Origin of the sequence: Streptomyces sp. Ru72 (genome assembly GCF_002920635.1) — a bacterium.
GTDB lineage: Bacteria > Actinomycetota > Actinomycetes > Streptomycetales > Streptomycetaceae > Streptomyces.
In genome coordinates this window covers 81,945-107,072 of the sequence record NZ_PQSR01000006.1, presented here as the reverse complement: position 1 = coordinate 107,072, position 25,128 = coordinate 81,945, and the positions used below count along the sequence as shown (strand labels likewise).

Sequence of the window (25,128 nt, the reverse complement as noted above, 5' to 3'; positions counted from 1 at the left end):
GTGGCCACCCGTACCTGGTCGTACGTGGCGGTCACTGCGGACCGGCGCGCCTGCTGCCAATAATCATGGCGAACGAGAGCACGGGGGAAGTCTGGCACAGTCCGCCCCCGCGCTCACCGCCGTCTCAGGATGCGGTCGTCACGGAGGAGGACTGCCGGTCCTTCATCCGGGTGAGGTCCAGGTCCCTGGTCTCCCGCATGGTGACGTACACGACCAGCGAGACGGCCGCACAGGCCGCCACGTACCAGAAGAAGCCGGACTCGGCGCCCGCGTCCTTGAACCACAGGGCGACGTATTCCGCGGTTCCGCCGAACAGGGCGTTGGCCACGGCATAGGGAAGCGCCACGCCCAGCGCGCGGACGCCCGTCGGGAACAGCTCGGCCTTCACACAGGCGTTGATCGAGGTGTATCCGGTGACCACGACCAGGGCCAGCAGGGCCAGGCCGAGCGCCGGCCAGAAGCTGTCCGCGTGCTTCAGCAACGTCATGATCGGGACCGTCAGCAGGGTCGAGCCGACGGCGAAGGTGATCAGCAGCGGGCGGCGGCCGATCCGGTCGGAGAGCCGGCCGGCGAGCGGCTGGAGGCAGGCGAAGACGATCAGCGCGGTGAAGGAGACCAGGGTCGCGGTCTGCTTGGGCAGGCCCGCCGAGTTCGACAGGTACTTCGTCAGATACGTGGTGTACGTGTAGTACGCGACCGTGCCTCCCATGGTCAGCGCGACCACCAGGAACGCCTCACGCTTGTGCCGCCACAGCGCGCGCAGCGTGCCGCGTTCCTCGCCTTCGTTCTCGTCGGCCTCGGCCTCGTAGACGTCTGTCTCCAGCATGTTCCGGCGCAGGTAGAAGACCACCGCCGCACCGAGGGCGCCCAGCACGAACGGGATGCGCCAGCCGTAGTCGTGCAGCGCGTCGTCGGACATGGTGCGCTGGAGGACGATCTGCAGGCCGAGGCCGACGATCTGTCCCGCGGTCATCGACACGTACTGGAAGCTGGAGGCGAAGCCGCGCCTGCGCGGGTCGGACGCCTCGGTGAGATAGGTCGCGCTGGCCGCGTACTCGCCGCCCACCGACAGCCCCTGGAGCAGTCGGGCGACGAGCAGCACCGCGGCGCCGCCGTATCCGGCGACGGCGTACGTCGGCGCGACCGCGATGAGGATCGCGGAGGCGGACATCAGCGTGACCGTGAGGGTCAGCGCGGCCTTGCGGCCCCTGCGGTCACCGACCCGGCCGAGCAGCCAGCCGCCGACCGGGCGCATGAAGAAGCCGACCGCGAAGATGCCCGCCGTGTTCATGAGCTGGGCCGTGGGGTTGTCGTCGGGGAAGAACACCCCGGCGAAGTAGGTGGCGAAGCTCGCGTAGACGAACCAGTCGTACCACTCCACCATGTTGCCGGCCGAGCCGATCCAGATCTTCTTCCAGTGCTCTCGTCCCATGGGCCGTAACGTGCCGGGCGTTCGCGGGTGCGACAAGAGCGCCTCGGGTTTCGTTCATTGCGTTCACGGCGCGTCCCCGGGTCGGCCGCCTGCCCCGGTGGGCGAGAGCAGAGGGCCGCCCCGGAGGTGAAGTCCGAGGCGGCCCCTGAAGAGGTGCCGGTCGGCGTCAGCCCAGCTTGTGCATCCAGCCGTGCGTGTCCTCGCGCGTGCCCCGCTGGATGTCGAGCAAAGCCTCCCGGAGCTTCAGCGTGACCTCGCCCGGCTCGCCGCCCGACTGCTTCCACTCGGCGGTGGCGCGCTTGACCGTGCCGACCGGGGTGATGACCGCGGCGGTGCCGCAGGCGAAGACCTCGGTGAGGGTGCCGCTGACGGAGTCGGCCTGCCACTGCTCGATGGAGATCCGGCCTTCCTCGGCCTCGTAGCCGAGATCACGGGCGACCGTCAGCAGGGAGTCACGGGTGACGCCCTCCAGGATGGATCCGGTCAGCTTCGGGGTGACGATCTTGTTGCCGTACACGAAGTACAGGTTCATGCCGCCGAGCTCCTCGACCCACTTGTGCTCCACGGCGTCGAGGTAGCAGACCTGGTCGCAGCCCTTGGCGGCGGCCTCGGCCTGGGCGAGCAGGGAGGCCGCGTAGTTGCCGCCGGTCTTGGCGTCGCCCATGCCGCCGGGGACGGCGCGGACGCGGTCCTCGGACGCCCAGATGGAGACGGGCTTCACACCGCCCGGGAAGTACGCGCCGGCCGGGGAGGCGATGACCAGGAAGAGGTACTCGTTGGCGGGCTTGACCCCCAGGCCGACCTCGGTGGCGATCATGAAGGGGCGCAGGTAGAGGGACTCCTCACCGCCGTGCGCCGGCACCCACGCCTTGTCCTGCTGGACGAGGACGTCGCACGCCTCGATGAACGTCTCGACCGGCAGCTCGGGCATCGCGAGGCGCTTGGCGGAACGCTGGAAGCGCAGGGCGTTCATCTCCGGGCGGAAGGTGGCGACGGAGCCGTCGGGCTGGCGGTAGGCCTTGAGGCCCTCGAAGATCTCCTGCGCGTAGTGCAGGACGTTGGTGGCCGGGTCGAGGGAGATCGGCGCGTACGGGACGAGCTGGCCGTCGTGCCAGCCCCGCCCCTCGGTCCACCTGATCGTCACCATGTGGTCGGTGAAGTGGCGGCCGAACCCGGGGTTGGCCAGGATCGCCTCCCGCTCCGCGTCGGAGAGCGGGTTGGAGGAGGGCTTCAGCTCGATCGTGGGCGTCGTCATGTGTGGTTGTCCTTCACCGGTTGTCGTGACGGGCCGCGCTCGCTCCCCCACCGGCAGTGGCCGGTGCTAGGACGTCCGAGCATTCCCTCATCCGCGGCTCCGCGTTCGATTATGGCAAGCGGGTGAGGGATGGGGGCACCCCCACGCCTTTCGGGCTGTGGGGGAGAAACGGTGTGAATACGGCCCCAGGGGTAGCACAGGGGTGGGTCGATGGTGACACCCGGCGAGGGCATGGGAAAGCCGCCGGGTGCGGTTGCGACCCGGCGGCCTTGACTCAGGGGGTGTGAGCAGGGCGGCGGGTCAGCCGGCTACTCGTACGGCGAGCGCGTCGCCGATCTCGTCGGTCGTGCGGGCGGGCTTGCCCACGCGCTCCGCGAGGTCGGCCGAGACGGCCCCCTCGATGCGGGCGGCCTCGGCCTCGTAGCCGAGGTGACGCAGCAGGAGGGCGACCGACAGGACGGTGGCCGAGGGGTCGGCCTTGCCCTGACCCGCGATGTCGGGCGCCGAGCCGTGCACGGGCTCGAACATCGACGGGAACTCGCCGGACGGGTTGATGTTGCCGGAGGCGGCGACCCCGATGCCGCCGGAGATGGCGGCGGCGAGGTCGGTGATGATGTCGCCGAAGAGGTTGTCGGTGACGATCACGTCGAAGCGCTCGGGCTGGGTGACGAGGTAGATCGTCGCCGCGTCGACGTGCATGTACTCGGTGGTGACCTCGGGGAACTCCTCGGCCACCTTGTTGAAGATGTTCGTCCACAGGTGACCCGCGAACGTGAGCACGTTGTTCTTGTGGACCAGGGCCAGCTTCTTGCGCGGGCGTGCCTGGGCGCGGGCGAAGGCGTCCCGGACCACGCGCTCGACGCCGAAGGCGGTGTTCACGGACACCTCGGTGGCGACCTCGTGGGGGGTGCCCTTGCGGATGGTGCCGCCGTTGCCCGTGTACGGGCCCTCGGTGCCCTCGCGGACCACGACGAAGTCGATCTCGGGCTGACCCGCGAGCGGGGTCGCGACGCCCGGCAGCAGCTTGGAGGGCCGCAGGTTGACGTGGTGGTCGAAGGCGAAGCGGAGCTTGAGCAGGAAGCCGCGCTCCAGCACGCCCGACGGCACCGAGGGGTCGCCGATCGCGCCGAGCAGGATCGCGTCGTGCTGCTTGAGCTGCTCGAGGTCCGCGTCGGTGAGGGTCTCACCGGTGGCGTGGTAGCGCCGGGCGCCGAAGTCGTACTCCTTGGTCTCCAGCTTCACATCCTGCGGAAGGACGGCGGAGAGGACCTTCAGCCCCTGGGCCACGACCTCCTGGCCGATGCCGTCACCGGGAATCACTGCGAGATTGATGCTGCGAGACATGACGGCACCGTACTCCTTGTCCCACGCAATGACACGAGGCGTCCGCGATACGGACACCGGCCCGGCATCGAAACACCGGTCCGACACCGAGGTGCGGCGCGGCAGATGGCGCGGGACGCCCGGCCGCGCCGCACCTCGTGCGGGTGCGGCTCCCGGCTTATGGGTGCAGCCTCACGGGTGAGGGTGCGGGCCCGTACGAGTGAGGGCCTGGGGTGCGGGGCGCGGCTCAGTGGCCGGTCGCGCCGCCGTTGTCCCTGCGGTCGAGGGCGCGCTGGAGCGCCGCGGCGGCGTTCTTGCGGTCGGACTCGCTCGTACGGGAAACGTGACGGACTCGGCGGCGGGCGGTCGTCTCGGCCATGGGAAATCGACTCCTTCGACATCCGGGAGTGCGGAAAGGGGGTTACGAGACGCCGGCGAGGCGGGGAGCGGTGCCGCAGGGGTTGCCTGCACGGGGCCCGGCTCACGACCGCCATTCGCTTGATCGAGCGAGACGTTCGGCTTCTACAAAAGTAAGTGAGGACCGGGCGTCTGTCTCCACAATTACTCGGACTTCCTACTATCTGAGACGGCGCAGCGGGCCGTACGAGCGCGACCTGCGGAAACCGTCGCCGACGGTCAGAGGACGTCCCCATCGCGCCAGTCGAAGACCAGCTTGCGCTTGAAGTCGAGGTCGCCCGCGGCGGCGGGGCGTACATAGGTGCAGTCCTCGTCGTCGCGCAGGCGGACGACACCGCGGGGGCCGAGGCCGCCGAGACGGCCACGCCACAGGCGCCAGCCGCGGGCGGCGTAGAGGGGGGCGCCGTCGTCGCTGGCGGAGAGCGCGCCGAGGTCGTAGGCGCGGTCGACGATCCGCTCGATCTCGGCCATGACACGCCCGCCGAGCCCCTGGCGCCGCACGTCGGCGCGGACGCCCACGCCCTCGACGTACCCGACGCGCAGCCAGCGCTTGCGATACCGGGCGCGCCGCTGGATGACGGACCCGTGCGCGGCGAGCCCCTGCTCGTCGCTGACGAGCACGTGCATCCCGCCGAGCGCGTGCTCCCAGTCGTCATCGTCGTAGTCCCCGTCGAACGCGGCGTCGAGCAGCGCGCGCACGGCCCGGAGCTCGGCGGGGTCGAGGTCGGCGGTATGGGCGGTGCGGACTGCGACTGTCACGTGATCAGTATCGCTCGCTCCGTCGCGTTCTCCCCGCCCGACGCCACCTGCCGCCTGTACGCGGACCGTGTCAGCGCCGACCTCCCGCCGGGCCCCGGCCGGGTCACAGCACGCCCGCGACCGCCCGGCGGAACCCCTGCGGGTCCTCTGTCCACGGCATGTGCCCGGCAGCGGACAGGACCACCCGCCGCACCATCGGCAGCGCCCGTTCCAGGGAGTCGACCGCCGAACGCGGCCGGATGTCCCGTCCGCCGTCGACGATCAGCACGGGCACGTCGAGGGTGCGGCAGGCGGCGTTCAGCTCCGGGGTGCCCCAGATGCGCTTCCGCTCCTCGTTGAGGGCCCTGTTGCACTCGTCGTTGACGCCGAACCAGGGATCGGCCATGCGTCCGGCGTGCTCCGGGGCCCGCTCGCGGTCCTCGAACTCGATCGACCACTGCAGGACGGCCCGCTCCCGGTCCTCCTCACCGGTGCGCTCGGCGCGGTCGGTCAACTCCCGCCAGCGGTTCAGGCGTTCGGGCCGCTCACCAAGCCTGGCGAGGAAGTTCTCCCGGTACGCGGGGTGCCAGGTGTCGTCCGAGTCGATGCCCGTACCGGAGACATAGATCAGCGCGCTCACCCTCTCCGGACGCGCGAGCGCGTAGCTCAACGCCAGTTGCGCGCCCCAGGAATGGCCGAGCAGTGCCATGCGGTCGAGGCCGAACCGCCCTCGTACGGCGTCGAGATCGGCCACGAAGCGGGCACTCGTCCAGGGTCCGGCGCACCGCTGCGACCGCCCGCAGCCGCGCTGGTCCCAGCGGACCACCGTGGACCGGTCCGCGAGCAGTTCCGCCACGTCCTCGAACATGTCCCACAGGCCGGGCCCACCGTGGCACAGGATCAGCGGATCGCCCCGGCCCGACCGTGCCGCCCACAGGTGTACGCCGTCGTCGGCGGTCACCGTCCGCTCATCGATCATGCGATCAGTCTGCCCCGGGACGCACGCGAACGGGCCGGGTCCGCACAGGGACCCGGCCCGTTCCGGCCGTCGCGGACGTCAGCCCATGTGCGGGTACGTGTAGTCCGTCGGCGGGACCAGCGTCTCCTTGATCGCGCGGGTCAGGGTCCAGCGCAGCAGGTTCTGGGGAGCGCCCGCCTTGTCGTTCGTGCCGGAGGCCCGGCCGCCGCCGAAGGGCTGCTGGCCGACCACGGCGCCGGTCGACTTGTCGTTGATGTAGAAGTTGCCGGCCGCGTAGCGGAGCCTCTCGGCCGTGTACGCCGCCGCAGCGCGGTCGTTCGCGATGACCGAGCCCGTCAGGGCGTAGTCCGAGACCGACTCCATCTGGGTCAGCATCTCGTCGTACTTGTCGTCCTCGTAGACGTGGACCGCGAGGATCGGGCCGAAGTACTCGGTACGGAACACCTCGTTCTCCGGGTCGGTGCACTCGATGACGGTCGGGCGGACGAAGTAGCCCACCGAGTCGTCGTAGGAGCCGCCCGCGACGATCGTGCAGGCCGGGTCCTCCTTGGCGCGGTCGATCGCGGCCTTGTTCTTGGCGAAGGCGCGCTCGTCGATGACGGCGCCGATGAAGTTCGACAGGTCGGTGACGTCACCCATGCCGATGCCGTCGACCTCGGCCGCGAACTGCTCCTTGAAGCCGTCGTTCCAGATCGACGCCGGGATGTACGCGCGGGAGGTGGCGCTGCACTTCTGGCCCTGGTACTCGAACGCGCCCCGGGTGAGCGCCGTCTTCAGGACCGCACGGTCGGCCGACGGGTGGGCCACCACGAAGTCCTTGCCGCCGGTCTCGCCGACCAGGCGCGGGTAGGAGCGGTACTTCTCGATGTTGTTGCCGACCGTCTTCCACAGGTACTGGAAGGTCTTGGTGGAACCGGTGAAGTGGATGCCCGCGAGGTCCCGGTGCTCCAGGGCGACCTTGGAGACCTCGATGCCGTCACCGGTGAGGAGGTTGATGACGCCCTTCGGCAGGCCCGCCTCCTCCAGGAGCTGCATCAGCAGGACGGCGGCGTGGGTCTGGGTCGGGGACGGCTTCCAGACCACGACGTTGCCCATCAGCGCCGGGGCCGTCGGCAGGTTGCCCGCGATCGCGGAGAAGTTGAACGGGGTGATCGCGTAGACGAAGCCCTCGAGCGGGCGGTGGTCGAGGCGGTTCCACACGCCCGGGGAGTTGGCCGGGGGCTGCTCGGCCAGGATCTGGCGGGCGTAGTGCACGTTGAAGCGCCAGAAGTCGACCAGCTCGCACGGGGTGTCGATCTCGGCCTGCTGGGCGGTCTTGGACTGGCCGAGCATGGTGGAGGCGGCCAGCGTCTCGCGCCAGGGACCGGCCAGCAGCTCGGCGGCGCGCAGGATGATCGCGGCGCGGTCGTCGAAGGACATCGCGCGCCAGGCGGGCGCGGCGGCGAGCGCCGCGTCGATGGCGTCCTGCGCGTCCGCCTGCGTGGCGTTGCGATAGGTACCGAGGACGGCCTTGTGGTTGTGCGGCTGCACGACCTGGAATTCCTCGCCTCCGCCCATGCGCTTTTCGCCGCCGATGGTGCAGGGCAGGTCGATCGGGTTCTCGGCCAGCTCCTTGAGCTTGGCCTCCAGGCGGGCACGCTCGGGCGAGCCGGGGGCGTAGCCGTGCACCGGCTCGTTGACGGGGGTGGGGACCTGGGTCACAGCGTCCATGGGTTCCGGAACTCCTTGATGTGAGCGGTGTTGCGAGCGGGGTGCGGGCTCAGCCCTTGCTGACCATCGAGCGGACGAAGAAGCGCAGGTTCGCCGGTTTCTCCGCCAGGCGCCTCATGCTGTGTCTTCCCGGGGGACGACCCCCGGACCCCCGGCCGAAGACGCGGCACAGCCCTGTCTCCTCAGCCATGTGTGACCATGCTCCGAAGGAAGAAGCGCAGGTTCGCCGGCTTCTCCGCCAGGCGCCTCATGAAGTAGCCGTACCAGTCGGTGCCGTACGCCGTGTAGACGCGCATGCGGTGGCCCTCGGCAGCCAGGCGCAGGTGCTCCTCGCTGCGGATGCCGTACAGCATCTGGAACTCGTACTCGTCCGTCTTGCGCCCGGCGCGGTGGGCGAGTTCCTGGGCGATGGAGATCAGGCGCGGGTCGTGGGATCCGATCATCGGGTATCCCTCACCCTCCATGAGGGTCCTCAGGACGCGGACGTACGCCTTGTCGATCTCGTGCTTGTTCTGGTACGCGACCGACGCGGGCTCCTTGTACGCCCCCTTCACGATACGCACGCGGCTGCCGCTCGCGGCGAGGCGGCGGGCGTCGGCCTCGGTTCGGAAAAGGTACGCCTGGATGACGCAACCCGTCTGCGGGAAGTCCTTCCGCAGCTCCTCGTGGATGGCGAACATCGAGTCGAGGGTGGTGTGGTCCTCCGCGTCCAGCGTGACCGTCGTGCCGATCGCGGCGGCCGCCTCGACGACCGGCCGGACGTTCTTCAGGGCCAGCTCGTGGCCGTCCGGAAATGTAGGGGCGGGCCCGGAGGGCCCTCGGTTGAGGGCGGTGGTGGGCGACGGGAGGGACTGGCCGAACATCGACAGCTTCACCGACATCTCGGCGCGGGTGCCCAGCTCCAGGGGCTCCAGCCGGTCGATCAGCTCCAGGTAGGCGTCGCGCGCGGCCGCGGCCTGCTCGGGAGTCGTGATGTCCTCGCCGACGACGTCCATCGTCAGCTCCAGCCCCTTGCCGGTGAGGTCCTGGACGACCGGCACGATGTCGTCGACCGTCTCGCCGGGGATGAAGCGGTCGACGACCTGCTTGGTCACCGGGGCCGCCGAGATCAGGCGTCGCATCCGGTCGCTGCGCGACGCGGCGAGAATCACGGGACCCAGCACGGGGCACCTCCACAGAACGGGCAAGAGGCCGCGACCCGACCATTCGGGTACGGCACGGAGAACCACCGTGAAACCTAAGGATCCCTTCGATCGTCGGCCATCGACAGCTGTCACGCATCCGTGCCCTGGATCTCAGACAGATGTATGAGCGGGATGGGAAAATGCGGGAGAATGCCCGTGTGGCGGACGTTTTCAAGGCGGGGCGCGGCGAGTACCAGGAGCTCGTCGACGAGATCTCCGCGCTGCTCGGCGCTCCGGCGACGCTGGAGAACCGGGACTTCGAACTGATCGCCTTCGCCGCGTACGACAGCGAGGGCGACTTCGACGAGGCGTCCCTCGACCCCGTGCGCACCCGCTCGATCCTCACGCGCCGCTCCACGGCGGCGGTGCGGAAGTGGTTCGAGGGCTTCGGCATCGCCCGCGCCACCGGGCCGGTGCGGATTCCGCCCACTCCGGAGGCCGGCGTGTACCGGGGAAGGATCTGCCTGCCGGTACGCCATCGGGGTGTCGTCCTCGGCTATGTGTGGCTGCTGGCCGACGAGCCGGGCCCGTCCGAGGCGCAGTTGTCGGCCGCGATGGAGATCGCGGCGCGGATCGGCGACCTGCTCGCGGAGGAGGCGCAGGCGGGCGCGGAGGTGACGCGTGAGCTGCGCGCGGTGCTGACCGCGGAGCGCGGCTGGCCGCAGGACATGGCGGTGGCCGAACTGCGGACGGCGCTGGGCGCGCGCGGCGAGGGCCTGCACACGGTGGTCTGTGTCGCGCCCTGGCCCTCGGCCGACCCGGACGACGCGCCGTCGGCCCGGACGATCCCGGCGGCGACCGCGCTGTGCACGGTCCCCTGGGGCACAACCGGCCAGAGCCTGGCACTGCTGGTGCGGCTGCGCTCGGCGGACGTGCTGACCCCGGCGCTGACGGCGGCCACCCGGCTGCTGCGGGAGGCGGGAGTCCAAGGCACGGGCTCCGCGGCCGGGGTGGCAGGCTCCCGGCAGGGCCTCGCCGAGCTGGGCGCGGCCTGGCGGGAGGCCGCGGGGGCGGCCCGCGCGGTCCTGGCGGAGCCCCGGCTCGGCCCGATCGCCCAGTGGTCGGCCATCGGCCCGTACCGCCTGCTGACGTCGCTGCCGCCGCAGGCGGCCCACGACCCGGCCGTCAGCGCCCTGCTGACCCCCGCCCACCGCGAACTGGCCCGCACCGCCGAGGTGTTCCTGGACTGCGCGGGCCAGGCGGGCCGCACGGCCGCCGAACTGGGCGTCCACCGCCAGACCCTGTACTACCGCCTCTCCCGCGTCGAACAGCTCACGGGCCTGGACCTGGACGACGGGGAGGACCGCCTGCTGCTGCACATGGCGCTGAAGGGCGCGCGACTGTAGGACGTGTCCCCCATGGCCCTTCGGCGCGCGGGATCGGGCCGAAACTGGTCTGCTGGGTAGCGGGGGCAGCCGTACCCGTTCCCGGGGAGAGCCCATGAGTACGTATCGAGTCGCGCAGGTGGCCGCCGCCGGCGGTCCGTTCGAGGTCGTCGAGCGTGAGGTGCCGCAGCCTGGTCCCGGCCATGTGCGGGTGGCCGTGGAGGCGTGCGGGATCTGCCACAGCGACGCCTTCTTCGTGAACGCCGGGCTGCCGGGGGTCACCTTTCCGGTGGTGCCCGGGCATGAGATCGCCGGGCGCGTCGAGGAGCTCGGCGAGGGAGTGCGGGAGCGGGGCTGGCAGGTGGGCGACCGGGTGGCGGTGGGCTGGTTCGGTGGCAGCTGCGGCCACTGCACGCCGTGCCGGCAGGGCGACTTCGTCGTGTGCCAGAACCTGAAGGTGCCCGGATGGGCGTACGACGGTGGCTTCGCCGAGGCGGTGATCGCGCCGGCCGACGCCCTGGCCCGTATCCCCGACGCACTGGCGGCGACCGACGCCGGGCCCATGGCCTGCGCGGGGGTGACCACCTTCCACGGGCTGCGGCGCAGCTCCGCCCGGCCGGGCGACCTGGTGGCCGTGCTCGGCATCGGCGGGCTCGGCCATCTGGGGGTGCAGTACGCGGCCGCCATGGGCTTCGAGACGGTGGCGATCGCGCGCGGGGCCGAGAAGGCCGACCTCGCCAAGCGACTCGGCGCCCATCACTACGTCGACAGCACGGCGGACACCTCTGTCGCGGACGCGTTGCAGTCCCTCGGCGGCGCCAAGGTCGTCCTTGCCACCGCCGGCAACGCCGAGGCCATCACGGCGACCGTGGACGGGCTGTCGCACCGCGGCGAGCTGGTCGTCATCGGCGCGTCTCCCGATCCCATGGGGATCACCCCGGTCCAGCTGATCATGGGCGGCAGGGTCGTCCGCGGGCACCCGTCGGGCACCGCGCAGGACGTGCAGGACACGATGGCGTTCAGTGCCCTGCACGGGATCCGCCCGGTGGTCGAGACCGTACCCCTGGACCAGGCGGGCGAGGCGTACCAGAAGATGCTGTCCGGCGCCGCCCGCTTCCGGATGGTCCTGACCTCCCGCTGACGGACGCGTCAGCTCTGCGCGGCCCCCGCGATGACGCGGCGCAGCCCCTCGGTGAGCTGGTCGGCGTCGGTCGCCGTCTCCGGGTTGAAGAGCCACTGCACCATGAGCCCTTGGAGAAGGGTCTGGTAGAAGCGGCCCTCGGTTTCGACCGTCTCCTTGTCGAGATCCGCTTCCGGGATGTCGCTGAACAGCGGCAGGAGCCCGGAGCGGCCCTGTCCCTCCGCCTCGATCATCAGCCTGCGCACCTCGGGAAGCCGGTCGCCCTGGAGGATCAGCTCGAAGCTCAGCAGGAAGATGGCTCGTGACTCGGGCAGCGCGCGGATGATGTTCGCCCAGACCTTGTGGAAGCGCTCCAACGACCCGGGGGGCTCGGACATCGCCTGCTGCGCCTCCCCGCCGGGGTCGAACCGGTGCCCTGTCCCCTGGATCAGCGAGACATATGCCTCCACCAACAGCGCGTCCTTCGATCCGTAGTGGTAGCCGATCGACGCCAGGTTGGTCCCGGACTCCTTGACGATGTCGCGCGCCGTCGTGCGCAGGAAGCCCTTCTGAAGAAGGCAGCGCTTGGCGCCCTCGAGCAGATCCTCACGATGTCCCATGCCCACCGACCCTACCGCGATGCAGACAACCGTCCTAGACAAGCGATTTATACAGCCGTACTAGACATGCGTTTAAGACGCTCGTACAGTTCCTGGCATGACGAACCCGACGAGCACGACCACGACCGCACCGCCCGCCGGACCGCCCGCCGGACCGCGTGCCGGCCGCCGTGAATGGACCGCCCTGGGCGTCCTGATGCTTCCGCTGCTGCTGGTCTCGATGGACGTCTCGGTCCTCTACTTCGCGATCCCCGCGATCAGCGCGGACCTGGAGCCGAGCGCCGCCCAGCAGCTGTGGATCTTCGACATCTACGCCTTCGTGCTCGCCGGGCTGCTGATGACGATGGGCTCGCTCGGCGACCGCATCGGCCGCCGCAGGCTGCTGCTCCTCGGGGCCACCGCCTTCGGGGGCGCCTCACTGCTGGCGGCCTACGCCGACAGCGCCGAGACCCTGATCGCGGCCCGTGCCGTGCTCGGCATCGGCGGCGCCACCCTCATGCCGGCGACGATGGCCCTGATCCGCACGATGTTCACCGACCCCGGTCAGCGCGCGAAGGCGATCGGCCTGTGGTCCGGCGTCATGACGGCCGGCGTCGCGCTCGGCTCCGTGATGAGCGGCGTCCTCGTCGAGTACTTCTGGTGGGGCTCGGTCTTCCTGGTGAACCTTCCCGCGATGGTCCTGCTGCTCATCCTCGGTCCGTTCCTGCTCCCCGAGTCGAAGAACCCGGAGCCCGGCCGCTTCGACCTGCTCAGCGTGCCGCTGTCGATGGCGGCGGTCCTGCCGGTGATCTACGGCCTGAAGGAGATACCGGCCGAGGGATGGCACGTCCAGTACGTGCTGGCGGTGACGGTGGGCCTGCTGTTCGCGGCACTGTTCGTGCACCGTCAGCGCACCGCGGCCTCACCGATGATCTCCCCCGCCCTGTTCCGGGGCCGGGGCTTCGCTCCCGCGGTGGTCCTCAACCTGATCTCGTCCTTCGGGATGATGGGCTCGGCCTTCTTCACCACGCAGTACCTGCAGTCGGTGCTCGGCAAGAGCGCGATGGAGGCGGCGCTGTGGGCGCTGCTCCCCTCCGTGCCGATCGGCATGGCGGCGCCGATCGCCACCCGGCTGGTGCAGAAGGGCGTCAACCGCGCCTACGTCGTCACGACCGGGTTCACCATCGCCGCGGCCGGCTACGGAATGCTCGTCCTCGCCGGCACCGACTCCCTCTGGCTGGTGCTCGCGGCCTGCGGCGTCCTCGCCTCCGGGATCGTCATCGCCATCTCCCAGATGACGGATCTCGCGATGAGCGCGGCCCCGGTCGAGCGGGCGGGCTCCGCGTCCTCCCTCCTGGAGACCGGCGCGGAGTTCGGCGGCGCACTGGGGATGGCGGTCCTGGGCTCGATCGGTACGGCGGTCTACCGCCACGAGATCCCGGCCTCCGCCCCGTCCCCGGCCCGCGAAACGCTGGGCGGCGCGCTCGCGGTGGCCCACGGGATGCCGGGCCGGGCGGGAGCGGAACTGCTGGCCGCGGCGCGGGAGGCGTTCACCAGCGGGATGCACGGGGCCGCGATCGCCGGGGCGGTGGTCCTGGCGGGGGCGGCGGCACTGGCGACGACGAGCCTGCGCCGGATCCACGTGCGTGACACCGGGGAGTGACGGATCGGGAAACGAGCCGGGGCCCGGCCACCCTGAGGTGGCCGGGCCCCGGCTTTCGTGCGTACGGCTGTCAGACCAGGTTCACCGAGCGGGCGGACGTCGCGCCGATCTCCTCCGCGACCTCCGTCAGCACGTTCTGCGGCACCGTGTCGTCGACCGTGAGGACCGCGAGGGCCTCGCCGCCGGCGATGTCACGGGCCACCTGCATGCCCGCGATGTTGATGCCGGCCTCGCCGAGGATGCGGCCGACGGTGCCGACCACACCGGGACGGTCGGTGTAGCGGAGCACGATCATGTGGTCGGCGAGCGACAGGTCCACGTCGTAGTCGCCCACCGCCACGATCTTCTGGTGGTGCTTCGGGCCGGCCAGCGTGCCGGACACCGAGACCTCCTCGCCGTCGGCGAGCGTGCCGCGGACGGTGACCACGTTGCGGTGGTCAGTGGCCTCCGAGCTGGTGGTCAGGCGCACCTCGACACCGCGCTCCTGAGCGAACAGCGGGGCGTTCACGTACGACACCGTCTCGTCCACGACGTCCTCGAACACGCCCTTGAGCGCGGACAGTTCGAGCACCTTGACGTCGTGCTGGGTGATCTCGCCGTACACCTCGACGTCGAGCCGGACCGCGACCTCGCCCGCGAGCGCGGTGAAGATGCGGCCGAGCTTCTCGGCGAGCGGCAGACCCGGCTTGACGTCCTCGGCGATGACACCGCCCTGGACGTTCACCGCGTCCGGCACCAGCTCGCCGGCGAGCGCCAGGCGCACCGACCTGGCGACCGCGATGCCCGCCTTCTCCTGCGCCTCGTCGGTGGAGGCGCCGAGGTGCGGGGTGCAGACGACCTGGTCGAGCTCGAACAGCGGGGAGTCCGTGCACGGCTCCTTCGCGTACACGTCGAGGCCGGCACCGGCGACGCGGCCCTCCTTGAGCGCCGAGTACAGCGCCTCCTCGTCGACGATCCCGCCGCGCGCGGCGTTGATGACGCGCACACTCGGCTTGACCTTGTGCAGCGCCTCGGAGCCGATCAGGCCGAGCGTCTCGGGGGTCTTCGGCAGGTGGACGGTGATGAAGTCGGCGACCTCGAGCAGCTCGTCCAGGGACAGCACCTTCACGCCCATCTGCGCGGCCCGGGCAGGCTGGACGTAGGGGTCGTAGGCGACGACCTTCATGCCGAACGCGGACATGCGCTGGGCGACCAGCGCGCCGATGCGGCCGAGGCCGACGACGCCGAGGGTCTTCTCGGCGAGCTCGACGCCGGTGTACTTGCTGCGCTTCCACTCGCCGTTCTTCAGCGCCGCGTTGGCCTGCGGGATGTTGCGGGCGGTGGAAATGATCAGACCGCAGGCCAGTTCGGCCGCGGTCACGATGTTCGAGGTGGGGGCGTTGACGACCATCACGCCGGCCTTGGTGGCGGCGGAGACGTCCACGTTGTCCAGGCCGACGCCGGCCCGCGCGACGACCTTCAGCTTCTTCGCCGCGGCGATGGCCTCGGCGTCGACCTTCGTCGCGGAGCGGATCAGGATGGCGTCGACGTCGGCGATCGCGGGCAGCAGCTCCGCCCGGTCGGCGCCGTTGCAGTGGCGGATCTCGAAGTCGGGGCCGAGGGCGTCGACGGTCGCGGGCGACAGCTCTTCAGCGATGAGTACGACGGGTTTCGAGCTCACGTGAGTCCTCACATGTCCAATGCGGACGGCCGTCCCGACGGCCGCTGGCGGTGGAGGGGTGCTTGCCGCGTGGAAGACGCACGACGCTGTGGGCCTGACGCGATTGTTGTGCAGCAGTCTAGTGGCGCGGCGAGGGGCGTATTGCGCCTGCGCGGAAGGATCACCCGGACGTGGCTGGCCGGTGTGGACAACAAGAATAATGCGGCGGCGCCCCCGGCAAAGGGCACCGCCGCATCAGAGGTCACGCCTCCTCGTTCACCCACGACATGAGCTTGCGCAGCTGCTTGCCGGTGGTCTCCAGCAGGTGCTCGGAGTCCTGCTTCTTGTACTCGTTGTACTTCTTCAGACCGCCGTGGTACTCGTCCATCCAGGCCTGGGCGAAGGAGCCGTCCTGGATCTCGGCGAGGACCTTCTTCATCTCGGCCTTGGTGGCGTCGGTGATGATGCGCGGGCCGGTGACGTAGTCGCCCCACTCGGCGGTCTCGGAGATCGACCAGCGCATCTTCTCCAGGCCGCCCTCGTACATGAGGTCGACGATCAGCTTCAGCTCGTGCAGGCACTCGAAGTAGGCGATCTCCGGCTGGTAGCCCGCCTCGGTCAGCGTCTCGAAGCCCGCCTTCACCAGCGCCGCGGTGCCACCGCACAGGACGGCCTGCTCGCCGAACAGGTCGGTCTCGGTCTCCTCGGTGAAGGTCGTCTTGATGACGCCGGCGCGGGTGCCGCCGATGCCCTTGGCGTACGACAGGGCCAGCGCGAACGCGTTGCCCGAGGCGTCCTGCTCGACGGCCGCGATGCACGGAACGCCGCGGCCCTCCTCGTACTGGCGGCGCACCAGGTGACCCGGGCCCTTCGGGGCGACCATGCAGACGTCCACGCCGGCCGGGGGCTTGATGAAGCCGAAGCGGATGTTGAAGCCGTGGCCGAAGAACAGCGCGTCGCCGTCCTTCAGGTTCGGGGCGATGGACTCCTCGTAGACCTGGGCCTGGATCGGGTCCGGCACCAGGATCATGATGACGTCGGCCTCGGCGGCGGCCTCCGACGGGGTCACCACGCGCAGGCCCTGCTCCTCGGCCTTCGCCTTGGACTTCGAGCCCTCGTGCAGACCGACACGGACGTCGACACCCGAGTCACGCAGCGACAGCGCGTGGGCGTGGCCCTGGCTGCCGTAGCCGATGACCGCGACCTTGCGGCCCTGGATGATGGACAGGTCGGCGTCAGCGTCGTAGAACAGCTCGGCCACTTTGGGTTCTCTCCTTGAGTGCAGGTGTTGCGTCCCACCGTATGACGGCGGGCGGAAGGGAAGTTTCGGGGTCTCGGCATACGGGCGGCCGGTGTGCCCCGGCCGCCCGGACACCTTCTTACGCCGACCGGTCCAGGGCTCGCAGCGACCGGTCCGTGATCGAACGGGCGCCGCGGCCGATCGCGATCGTGCCGGACTGGACGAGCTCCTTGATGCCGTACGGCTCCAGCATCTTGAGCATCGCCGACAGCTTGTCGCTGGACCCGGTGGCCTCGATGGTGACGGCCTCCGGGGAGACGTCGACCGTCTTGGCGCGGAACAGCTGGACGATCTCGACGATCTGGGAGCGCGTCTCGTTGTCGGCGCGCACCTTCACCAGAACGAGTTCACGCTGAACGGCCTGCGACGGCTCCAGCTCGACGATCTTCAGCACGTTGACGAGCTTGTTGAGCTGCTTCGTCACCTGCTCCAGGGGCAGGTCCTCGACGTTCACCACGATGGTGATGCGGGAGATGTCGGGGTGCTCGGTGACACCGACCGCGAGGGAGTCGATGTTGAAGCCGCGGCGGGAGAACAGGGCGGCGATCCGGGCGAGGATGCCGGGGGTGTTCTCGACCAGGACGGAGAGGGTGTGCTTGGTGGACATGGTTCTCGACTCAGCTCTCTCTCAGTCGTCCTCGTTGTCGCCGAAGTCGGGGCGGACGTCCCGGGCGGCCATGATCTCGTCGTTGGAGGTGCCGGCGGCGACCATCGGCCACACCATCGCGTCCTCGTGGACGATGAAGTCGACGACGACGGGGCGGTCGTTGATGGAGTTCGCCTCTTCGATGACCTTGTCCAGGTCGTCCGGGGACTCGCAGCGGATGGCGTAGCAGCCCATGGCCTCCGACAGCTTCACGAAGTCGGGGACGCGGGTTCCCCTGGCCGCCGGGTCGACGTCCTCGGGGCCGGAGTGCAGCACCGTGTTGGAGTACCGCTGGTTGTAGAAGAGGGTCTGCCACTGGCGGACCATCCCGAGGGCGCCGTTGTTGATGATGGCGACCTTGATCGGGATGTTGTTCAGGGCGCAGGTGGTCAGCTCCTGATTGGTCATCTGGAAGCAGCCGTCGCCGTCGATCGCCCAGACCGTACGGTCCGGGGCGCCGGCCTTCGCGCCCATCGCGGCCGGGACGGCGTAGCCCATGGTTCCGGCGCCGCCGGAGTTCAGCCAGGTCGCGGGCTTCTCGTACTGGATGAAGTGCGCGGCCCACATCTGGTGCTGGCCGACGCCCGCGGCGAAGATCGTGCCCTGCGGCGCGAGCTGCCCGATGCGCTCGATGACCTGCTGCGGGGAGAGCGTGCCGTTCTCGGGCAGGTCGTAGCCGAGCGGGTAGGTCTCGCGCCAGCGGTTCAGGTCGTTCCACCAGGCGGTGTAGTCACCCTGGTGGCCCTCGCTGTGCTCCCTCTGCACGGCCTGGATCAGGTCGGCGATGACCTCACGTGCGTCCCCGACGATCGGCACGTCGGCGGCGCGGTTCTTGCCGATCTCGGCGGGGTCGATGTCCGCGTGGACGATCTTCGCGTACGGGGCGAAGCTGTCCAGCTTGCCGGTGACGCGGTCGTCGAAGCGGGCGCCGAGGGCGACGATCAGATCGGCCTTCTGCAGGGCGGTGACGGCGGCCACGGAACCGTGCATGCCGGGCATGCCCAGGTGCTGCGGGTGGCTGTCGGGGAACGCGCCGAGCGCCATCAAAGTGGTGGTGACGGGGGCCCCGGTCAGCTCCGCGAGGACCTTCAGTTCGGCGGTGGCCTGCGCCTTGAGGACGCCGCCGCCGACGTACAGGACGGGCCGCCTGGCGGAGGTGATCAGCTTGGCGGCCTCGCGGATCTGCTTGGCGTGCGGCTTGGTCACCGGGCGGTAGCCGGGCAGGTCCATCACCGGCGGCCAGGAGAAGGTGGTCCGCGCCTGGAGGGCGTCCTTGGCGATGTCGACCAGGACCGGGCCGGGGCGGCCGGTCGAGGCGATGTGGAACGCCTGCGCGATCACCCGCGGGATGTCCTCCGCCTTGGTGACCAGGAAGTTGTGCTTGGTGATCGGCATCGTGATGCCGACGATGTCCGCCTCCTGGAAGGCGTCGGTGCCGATCGCCTTGGAGGCGACCTGGCCGGTGATCGCGACCAGCGGCACCGAGTCCATGTGGGCGTCCGCGATCGGGGTCACCAGGTTGGTGGCCCCGGGTCCCGAGGTCGCCATGCAGACGCCGACCTTGCCGGTGGCCTGGGCGTAGCCGGTGGCCGCGTGGCCCGCGCCCTGCTCGTGCCGCACCAGCACGTGACGCACCCGCGTGGAGTCCATCAGCGGGTCGTACGCCGGAAGGATGGCACCACCCGGAATGCCGAATACCGTGTCGGCGCCGACCTCCTCGAGAGAGCGGATGAGGGACTGCGCACCCGTGACGTGCTCGGGCGCGGACTGCTGTCCTCCGGATCGGGGCCGCGGCTGCGGGTGAGGGGCCCCGGTGGCCTGCTCGGTCATCGGCATTCTCTTCTCGATGCTGAGGGTTTTGGCGAGGTTCGGGCGTTGTTCGGCTGGTGCCTGTGCAACAAAAAACCCCTCGTGCCATGAGGCAAGCGAGGGGAGCGCGCCGGGTGTGGTCGCTGGGTTTTCCGGTTCGTGCCCGGTGGGTCCCAGCTCAGCCGACGCGCTGTCCAAGTACGAGAATTCGGGTGCGCATGGCACAGACCCTCCCCCCGGCACGGCATCACTGTCAAGTGGGTGGGACGGGAGTCTCATTATGTGAGCGTAGGCCCGTCCCGCCTCCGGAAACGGCAGGCACGCCACTGGTGCACGCCCCCGCGACCCTCCCCATGGCCCGTTCACCCACGGGGCGCACCCGTGGGTGTCGGGGCCACGACCGTGCTCAGCCCTTCGGGCCTCCGCCCTCCCCCGCTCTCGGCTTCGCTCGAGCGGGGGGACCCCCATGCGCCGTCCACACCGACGCGCTCCTTCGGCTCTCTCACTCCGCCCGCGAAGGCCGGTTCCGCCGGGCCGAGCGGCACCGGGTAGTGGCCGGCGGTGAGCGCCCGGCGAAGCCGGTACTCGTCCAGTGCGCCCGAGAATGCCATGCCCTGACCGTGCGTGCAGCCCATGGCGCGCAGAGCGACGACCTGTTCGGGCAGGTCCACCCCGTCGGCTACGGAGGTGAGGCCCAGGTCGCCGGCGATGCGCAGCAGCCCACCCGTGATCTTGTGCAGCCGGGCGGACTCGACGACCCCCTCGACGAGGTTCCGGTCCAGCTTGAGGACGTCGAGGGGGAGCCGGCGCAGCGCCACGATGGCCGCATAGCCGCTGCCGAGGCCGTCCAGGGCGATACGGACGCCGATCCGCCGGAGGTTGCCGAGTCTGCGCTCCAGCTCCTCCAGCGAGATGCGGGGATCGATGCCGGAGAGCTCGATCATCAGAGCGCCGGACGCCAGACCGTGCCGGGTGAGCAGGGCCTCGATGGAACCGAGCGGCAGGGAGCGGTCGAGCAGCCGGCGGGCGCTCACCCGGACGGCGACGGGTACGGCGAGCCCGTCGGCGGCGCGCTCGGCGGCCTGCCGTACGGCCTCCTCGAGGATCCAGCGGCCCAGCTCGGCGGCCTTGTCGCTGTCCTCCGGGACGCGCAGGAACTCGTCGGGTGTGAAGAGCACGCCCTGGGAGGACCGCCAGCGTGCCCGGGCGCTGACGGACGCGATCCGGCCGTCCTCCAGCGACACCACGGGTTGGTGCAGCAGGGTGAACTCGCCGTCGTCGAGCGCGGCCCGCAGCCGGGTGGCCAGCTCGGCCTTGCGGACGACGTCCTGCTGCATCTGGGGCCTGTACAGCTCCACGCGGCCCTTGCCGGCGGCCTTGGCGCGGTACATGGCGAGGTCGGCGTTGCGCAGGAGCTCCCCGGCGCCGAGGCCCGGCTCGGCGAAGGCCACGCCGATGGAGGCGGCCACCCGGACATCGTTGCCGTCGATGTCGTACGGCTGGGAGAGGGTGACCCTGAGCCGGTCGGCGAGTTCGAGGATGTGCCTCTCGCGCGCTGTGCGGTCACGGGTGCCGTCGCCGACGATGAGGGCCGCGAACTCGTCGCCGCCGAGGCGCGCGGCGGTGTCGCCCTGCCGCACCGACTCCTGGAGCCTGCGGGCGGCCTGGACCAGGAGCTCGTCGCCCGCCTGGTGCCCGATGGTGTCGTTGACGGCCTTGAAGCCGTCGAGGTCGATGAACAGGACGGCGGTGCCGCGGTCGGAGGAGCGGCGGCCGGAGAGGGCCTGCTGGACCCGCTTGGTGAACAGGGCGCGGTTGGGCAGGTCGGTGAGCGGGTCGTGCTCGGCGCTGTGCTGCAGCTGTGCCTGCAGGCGCACCCGCTCGGTCACGTCCCGGCTGTTGAAGATGAGGCCGCCCTGGTGGCGGTTGACGGTGGACTCCACGTTGAGCCAGCCGCCGTCGCCGGAGCGGAAGCGGCACTCGATGCGAGTGGTCGGTTCCTGGGTGTGGCTGGCGGCGAGGAAACGCCGCACCTCGTGCACCACGCACCCCAGGTCGTCGGGGTGGATGAGCGCGGCGAGTTCCGTCCCGACGAGTTCCTCGGCGGGCCGGCCGTAGACGCCGGCGGCGGCCGGGGAGACGTACTCCAGGATGCCGTCGGGCGCGGCGATCATGATGACGTCGCTGGAGCCCTGCACCAGGGAGCGGAAGTGGTTCTCCTTCTGCGCCAGTTCCTGGGTGAGCGTGATGTTCTCGAGCAGCATGATGCCCTGGCGCACGACGAGCGCGAGGACGACCGCGCCCGCGGTGATGAGCACCACGCGGTCGACGCTGTGGCCGTTGAGGACGTTGTAGAGGATCCCCAGCGTGCAGACCGCGGCGGCCAGGTAGGGCGTGAGGGCGGCCAGCGATCCGGCGATCGGGCGCGTGGCCCGGTTCCGGTCGTGGTCGGCGTCCGGCGGAGGTGAGGCCGGGTACCGGTCGTGGGCCGGGCTCTGCGGGAGCCCGGGGGCCGGGTCGTGGCCCCGGCGCCCTTCCTCGTGGCCGGTGGCCCGGGGTTCGCTGTGCCGCTGCTCCGGGACGTGTTCGTGCACCACGCGCGCGTGCTTGTCGTCCGTTCGGCCGGGCCGGGCGCCGACCCAGGGGGCGTAGGCGAGGAGCAGCGAGCCGGAGAACCAGCCCGCGTCCAGCAACTGGCCCGAGTGGTAGCTGCTGTGCAGCAGCGGCGAGGTGAACAGGGCGTCGCACAGCACGGTCAGGGCGAGTGCGCCGATGGCGGTGTTGACCGCGGAGCGGTTCACCGCCGAGCGCCTGAGGTGCAGGGCGACCACCATGCTGATCAGGGCGATGTCCAGCAGCGGGTACGCGAGCGACAGCGCGGTGTGCGCCACGCTCGGTCCGTCGAACTTGGCCGCCTGCGCGAGCGCGAGGCTCCACGACAGCGTCAGCAACGAGCCGCCGATCAGCCACGCGTCGAGCGCCAGGCATACCCAACCCGCCTTGGTGACGGGCCTTTTGGCGAGCACGAGCAGTCCTACGATCGCGGGTGGAGCGAAGCAGAGGAAGAACAGGTCGGCACAGCTGGGCGAGGGGACGGGGCGGTCGAGAACGACCTCGTACCAGCCCCAGACCCCGTTGCCCAGCGCGGCCATGGCGGAGGAGAGGGCGAAGAGCAGCCAGGCCGGTCGAAAGCGGCTGCGGCGGCTGCGGGCGTACAGCAGGCAGGAGACCGACGCGGTGCCGGCCGCCGCGCTCAACCCGAAGTCGCCCATGATCAGCGCGAGGGTCCGGGAGCCCCAGTCGACGGCGGAACCGACGGCGTATCCCGCGCACACCAGGGCCAGGACGAGTTGCGGAGCCGGGTTCGCCCGGCCGCCCGGTGCCGGACGGCGGGCCGGCAGCCCTCCCCGGGACCTCACCGGTCCCTCCCGGTCCGTGGCGCCGGGTCCCGCCGGGCCCGTCGTGCCGGGCGGGCGTGCCTCTTGCGGCCGGCGTCCCCGGGGTGGTGACAGTGGCCGGCGTGGTGACGCCGGCTGCCGTGAGCGCTGTGACCGCGTCTGCGCGTCGCGGTCCGCCAGGGTCGTCGCCCGCGGCCGCGCCGCGTCGGGTCGTTCGTCCATAGGCCGTGCATCGCCCGTCGCCCCCCTCGTATGTCTGAAAGTTCCGTCCCCGGCGCCGAACGGTGCGCGGCGCAGCCCTGTCGGGGACGATACACCAGTCTCGTCACTCAGGGACATAGTCCCTCTACTCTCCGTGACGACCAGGGGGAATGCGGGTACGTAACGCGTTCGGGGGACTGCGGAGCGTACCGGAAGCGGACGGGAGGTGCGCCGGAAGCGGTGTGTGCGCCGGTGGTGCGACCACCGGCGGGCGTGTGCGCGGGTGACGGGGATGGCTCGAATCGTGCGCCGCGCCGGCCGTGCGCGGGGCCTGCCCGGCCCCGTCGCCCGCGCCTGCCTCGCCGGTTCAGCCGCCGGTCGTCAGCACGACGTGCTCGAGCGGTTCTCCCTGCGCGAAACGGTTCAGCTGAGAGCCGAGGAGACGCTTGGCCCGGGGCCAGAACGCCGAGGTGGGGCCGCCGACATGAGGGCTGATGAGCACCCCCGGCGCATGCCACAGGGGGTGCCCTGCGGGCAGCGGTTCGGGGTCGGTGACGTCCAGGGCGGCGGTGATGCGGCGGGACTCCAGCTCGGCCAGCAGGGCCTTGGTGTCGACGATCGGGCCACGCGCCACGTTGACGAGCAGCGCCCCGTCCTTCATGCGGGCCAGGAACTCCGCGTCGACCAGGCCTTTCGTCTCCTCGGTGAGCGGGGTGACCAGGACGACGACATCGGCGTCGGGAAGAAGTTCCGACAATCGGGAGAGAGGATGCACAAGGCCGCGCGCTGTGTTGCGCTCGCGGCGCGCGACGCGCGCCACCCGCGCGACTTCAAAGGGCGCGAGCCGGTCCTCGATGGCGGCACCGATCGCGCCGTAGCCGACGATGAGGACGGACTTGTCGGCGAGCGCCGGATGGAACCCGCTCTGCCAGCGCTCCTCCGCTTGAGCCCGTACGAAGCCGGGGATGCCGCGCAGCGAGGCGAGGATCAGGGCGAGCGCGAGTTCGGCCGTGCTCGCCTCGTGCACTCCGCGCGCGTTGCACAGCCGCACGCCCGGCACGATGGACGACAGGTGGGCGGTGATGTCGTCGACGCCTGCCGTCAGCGTCTGGACGACCTTCAGGTTCCGCATCTGCTTCAGGGGCCGGGCCTTGACGTCCTGGCGCTTCATGTACGGCACGGCGTAGAACACGCAGTCCGCGGGGTCGGCGGGGAAGTCCTGCCCGCCGTCCCAGTAGTGGTAGGTCAGGCCCTCGGGGAGGCCCTCTATCTCGTCGGTGCGGAACGGAAGCCAAACGTCGTCGGTCATGGTCAGGAGGCTATGCCAAGGATCCGGTGCCGCATTGGTTAGTTTGGGGTGCCAGCAAAGGAGGACACGGCCAGGTGGAGCGCAGGACGATCGGCGCGACGACGCTCGAAGTGGGGGCCGTGGGACTCGGGTGCATGCCGATGAGCTGGGGGTACTCCACCTCCCGGCAGCGGGGCGACGAGTCGCTGCGAACGGTCCACCGGGCGCTCGACCTGGGGGTGACACTGCTGGACACCGCCGACATGTACGGGCCGTTCACCAACGAGCTGCTGGTGGGCCGAGTGCTGAAGGAGCGGCGTGCCGAGGCCTTCGTGTCGACCAAGGTGGGGCTCCTGGTGGGCGAGCAGCACATCGTGGCCAACGGCCGCCCCGGGTATGTGAAGCGGGCCTGCGACGCGTCGCTGCGCCGTCTGCAGACGGACGTCATCGATCTCTACCAGTTGCACCGCGCGGACCCGGAGGTGCCCGTCGAGGAGACCTGGGGCGCGATGGCGGACCTGGTACGGGCGGGCAAGGTACGGGCACTGGGGCTGTGTGCGGTCGGGGTGCGCGACGGGCGGCGGACCGGGGCGCGGCGGTACGACGGAACGATCCGGCAGCTGGAGCGCGTGCAACAGGTGTTCCCGGTGAGCGCGGTGGAGGCGGAGCTGTCGGTGTGGTCGCCTCAGGCGCTGGACGCGCTGCTGCCGTGGTGCGCGGCGCGTGGCGTGGGCTTCCTGGCGGCGATGCCGCTCGGCAACGGCTTCCTGACCGGCACGCTGACCCCGGGCGAGGGTTTCGAGCCGGACGACCTGCGGGCCAGGCATCCCCGCTTCACCGCGGAGATGATGGCGGCGAACCAGCCGATCGTGGCGGGCCTGCGCCGGGTGGCGCACCGCCACGGCGACGCCGTCACCCCCGCCCAGGTGGCCCTGTCCTGGGTGCTGTCCCAGGGCTCCCACGTGATCCCGGTCCCGGGCGCCAAACAGCGGCGATGGGTGACGGAGAACGCGGCGGCCTCCGTGCTGCGGCTGACCCCCGAGGACCTGACGGAACTGGCGGGGCTGCCCGCGGCGCAGGGATCGTGGGACTGAACGGATCC

The 25,128-nt window shown here is 70.7% G+C and carries 19 protein-coding genes; 4 read left to right on the top strand and 15 right to left on the bottom strand.

All coding sequences use genetic code 11. From position 1 onward, the window contains the following. Positions 1-124: 124 nt before the first annotated feature. From C3488_RS04865 to C3488_RS04830, 8 genes are all read right to left on the bottom strand, one after another. The gene (locus C3488_RS04865) at positions 125-1,432 is read right to left on the bottom strand and encodes an MFS transporter (protein ID WP_103838050.1); all 1,308 of its coding nucleotides are present in this window, start codon (positions 1,430-1,432) and stop codon (positions 125-127) included. A gap of 166 nt (positions 1,433-1,598) precedes the next feature. Then, positions 1,599-2,687, bottom strand: a complete 1,089-nt coding sequence (locus C3488_RS04860) for a branched-chain amino acid aminotransferase (RefSeq protein WP_103838049.1) — start codon at positions 2,685-2,687, stop codon at positions 1,599-1,601. A 300-nt stretch (positions 2,688-2,987) separates the two neighbouring features. Further along, on the bottom strand, positions 2,988-4,031 hold the full coding sequence (locus tag C3488_RS04855) for a 3-isopropylmalate dehydrogenase (protein ID WP_103838048.1): 1,044 nt from the start codon (positions 4,029-4,031) through the stop codon (positions 2,988-2,990). A gap of 226 nt (positions 4,032-4,257) precedes the next feature. Then, positions 4,258-4,389: a hypothetical protein gene (locus C3488_RS41325; RefSeq protein WP_103838047.1), complete on the bottom strand. Its 132-nt coding sequence runs from the start codon at positions 4,387-4,389 to the stop codon at positions 4,258-4,260. 257 nt (positions 4,390-4,646) lie between these two features. Continuing rightward, on the bottom strand, positions 4,647-5,186 hold the full coding sequence (locus C3488_RS04845) for a GNAT family N-acetyltransferase (protein WP_103838046.1): 540 nt from the start codon (positions 5,184-5,186) through the stop codon (positions 4,647-4,649). 103 nt (positions 5,187-5,289) lie between these two features. Next, positions 5,290-6,144: an alpha/beta fold hydrolase gene (locus C3488_RS04840; protein WP_103838045.1), complete on the bottom strand. Its 855-nt coding sequence runs from the start codon at positions 6,142-6,144 to the stop codon at positions 5,290-5,292. A gap of 78 nt (positions 6,145-6,222) precedes the next feature. Next, a complete protein-coding gene (gene pruA / locus C3488_RS04835) occupies positions 6,223-7,854 on the bottom strand; it encodes an L-glutamate gamma-semialdehyde dehydrogenase (RefSeq protein ID WP_103838044.1) in 1,632 nt (543 codons plus the stop codon). Positions 7,855-8,036: 182 nt separating this feature from the next. Continuing rightward, positions 8,037-9,017: a proline dehydrogenase family protein gene (locus tag C3488_RS04830; protein WP_103838043.1), complete on the bottom strand. Its 981-nt coding sequence runs from the start codon at positions 9,015-9,017 to the stop codon at positions 8,037-8,039. 161 nt (positions 9,018-9,178) lie between these two features. Here C3488_RS04830 and C3488_RS04825 point away from each other — a divergent pair, with 161 nt between their 5' ends. Then, positions 9,179-10,384 carry a CdaR family transcriptional regulator gene (locus C3488_RS04825; RefSeq protein WP_258053291.1) on the top strand — a complete coding sequence of 402 codons (1,206 nt, stop codon included), beginning with the start codon at positions 9,179-9,181 and terminating at the stop codon, positions 10,382-10,384. Between the two features lie 94 nt (positions 10,385-10,478). Continuing rightward, positions 10,479-11,504: an alcohol dehydrogenase gene (locus C3488_RS04820; RefSeq protein WP_103838041.1), complete on the top strand. Its 1,026-nt coding sequence runs from the start codon at positions 10,479-10,481 to the stop codon at positions 11,502-11,504. Between the two features lie 8 nt (positions 11,505-11,512). Here C3488_RS04820 and C3488_RS04815 read toward each other — a convergent pair whose 3' ends face one another. Next, entirely contained in the window at positions 11,513-12,103 is a 591-nt protein-coding gene (locus C3488_RS04815; RefSeq protein ID WP_103838040.1) for a TetR/AcrR family transcriptional regulator, read from the bottom strand. Positions 12,104-12,200: 97 nt separating this feature from the next. Between C3488_RS04815 and C3488_RS04810 the strand changes: the two genes are divergently transcribed. After that, positions 12,201-13,745 carry an MFS transporter gene (locus C3488_RS04810; protein ID WP_103838039.1) on the top strand — a complete coding sequence of 515 codons (1,545 nt, stop codon included), beginning with the start codon at positions 12,201-12,203 and terminating at the stop codon, positions 13,743-13,745. A gap of 70 nt (positions 13,746-13,815) precedes the next feature. Here the strand turns inward: C3488_RS04810 and serA are convergent, their stop codons facing one another. From serA to C3488_RS04780, 6 genes are all read right to left on the bottom strand, one after another. After that, positions 13,816-15,405: a phosphoglycerate dehydrogenase gene (gene serA / locus C3488_RS04805; protein ID WP_103838038.1), complete on the bottom strand. Its 1,590-nt coding sequence runs from the start codon at positions 15,403-15,405 to the stop codon at positions 13,816-13,818. Between the two features lie 241 nt (positions 15,406-15,646). Continuing rightward, entirely contained in the window at positions 15,647-16,645 is a 999-nt protein-coding gene (gene ilvC / locus C3488_RS04800; protein ID WP_103838037.1) for a ketol-acid reductoisomerase, read from the bottom strand. 118 nt (positions 16,646-16,763) lie between these two features. After that, positions 16,764-17,291, bottom strand: coding sequence for an acetolactate synthase small subunit (gene ilvN, locus C3488_RS04795; RefSeq protein WP_103838036.1), 528 nt, complete (start codon positions 17,289-17,291; stop codon positions 16,764-16,766). Between the two features lie 21 nt (positions 17,292-17,312). Then, entirely contained in the window at positions 17,313-19,160 is a 1,848-nt protein-coding gene (locus C3488_RS04790; protein WP_181138884.1) for an acetolactate synthase large subunit, read from the bottom strand. A gap of 341 nt (positions 19,161-19,501) precedes the next feature. Then, the gene (locus tag C3488_RS04785; RefSeq protein ID WP_181138883.1) at positions 19,502-22,558 is read right to left on the bottom strand and encodes an EAL domain-containing protein; all 3,057 of its coding nucleotides are present in this window, start codon (positions 22,556-22,558) and stop codon (positions 19,502-19,504) included. 547 nt (positions 22,559-23,105) lie between these two features. Continuing rightward, positions 23,106-24,047 (bottom strand): 2-hydroxyacid dehydrogenase, encoded by a 942-nt coding sequence (locus C3488_RS04780; RefSeq protein ID WP_103838033.1) that lies wholly within the window; start codon positions 24,045-24,047, stop codon positions 23,106-23,108. Positions 24,048-24,121: 74 nt separating this feature from the next. Here C3488_RS04780 and C3488_RS04775 point away from each other — a divergent pair, with 74 nt between their 5' ends. Then, the gene (locus C3488_RS04775) at positions 24,122-25,120 is read left to right on the top strand and encodes an aldo/keto reductase (protein ID WP_103838032.1); all 999 of its coding nucleotides are present in this window, start codon (positions 24,122-24,124) and stop codon (positions 25,118-25,120) included. Positions 25,121-25,128: the final 8 nt, after the last annotated feature.

Excerpts from the sequence above, each read along its gene's own strand:
- C3488_RS04865 (WP_103838050.1), bottom strand. The coding sequence starts at position 1,432 with ATGGGACGAGAGCACTGGAAGAAGATCTGGATCGGCTCGGCCGGCAAC.
- C3488_RS04860 (WP_103838049.1), bottom strand. The coding sequence starts at position 2,687 with ATGACGACGCCCACGATCGAGCTGAAGCCCTCCTCCAACCCGCTCTCC.
- C3488_RS04855 (WP_103838048.1), bottom strand. The coding sequence starts at position 4,031 with ATGTCTCGCAGCATCAATCTCGCAGTGATTCCCGGTGACGGCATCGGC.
- C3488_RS41325 (WP_103838047.1), bottom strand. The coding sequence starts at position 4,389 with ATGGCCGAGACGACCGCCCGCCGCCGAGTCCGTCACGTTTCCCGTACG.
- C3488_RS04840 (WP_103838045.1), bottom strand. The coding sequence starts at position 6,144 with ATGATCGATGAGCGGACGGTGACCGCCGACGACGGCGTACACCTGTGG.
- pruA (WP_103838044.1), bottom strand. The coding sequence starts at position 7,854 with ATGGACGCTGTGACCCAGGTCCCCACCCCCGTCAACGAGCCGGTGCAC.
- C3488_RS04825 (WP_258053291.1), top strand. The coding sequence starts at position 9,179 with ATGCGGGAGAATGCCCGTGTGGCGGACGTTTTCAAGGCGGGGCGCGGC.
- C3488_RS04820 (WP_103838041.1), top strand. The coding sequence starts at position 10,479 with ATGAGTACGTATCGAGTCGCGCAGGTGGCCGCCGCCGGCGGTCCGTTC.
- C3488_RS04815 (WP_103838040.1), bottom strand. The coding sequence starts at position 12,103 with ATGGGACATCGTGAGGATCTGCTCGAGGGCGCCAAGCGCTGCCTTCTT.
- C3488_RS04810 (WP_103838039.1), top strand. The coding sequence starts at position 12,201 with ATGACGAACCCGACGAGCACGACCACGACCGCACCGCCCGCCGGACCG.
- ilvN (WP_103838036.1), bottom strand. The coding sequence starts at position 17,291 with ATGTCCACCAAGCACACCCTCTCCGTCCTGGTCGAGAACACCCCCGGC.
- C3488_RS04790 (WP_181138884.1), bottom strand. The coding sequence starts at position 19,160 with ATGACCGAGCAGGCCACCGGGGCCCCTCACCCGCAGCCGCGGCCCCGA.
- C3488_RS04780 (WP_103838033.1), bottom strand. The coding sequence starts at position 24,047 with ATGACCGACGACGTTTGGCTTCCGTTCCGCACCGACGAGATAGAGGGC.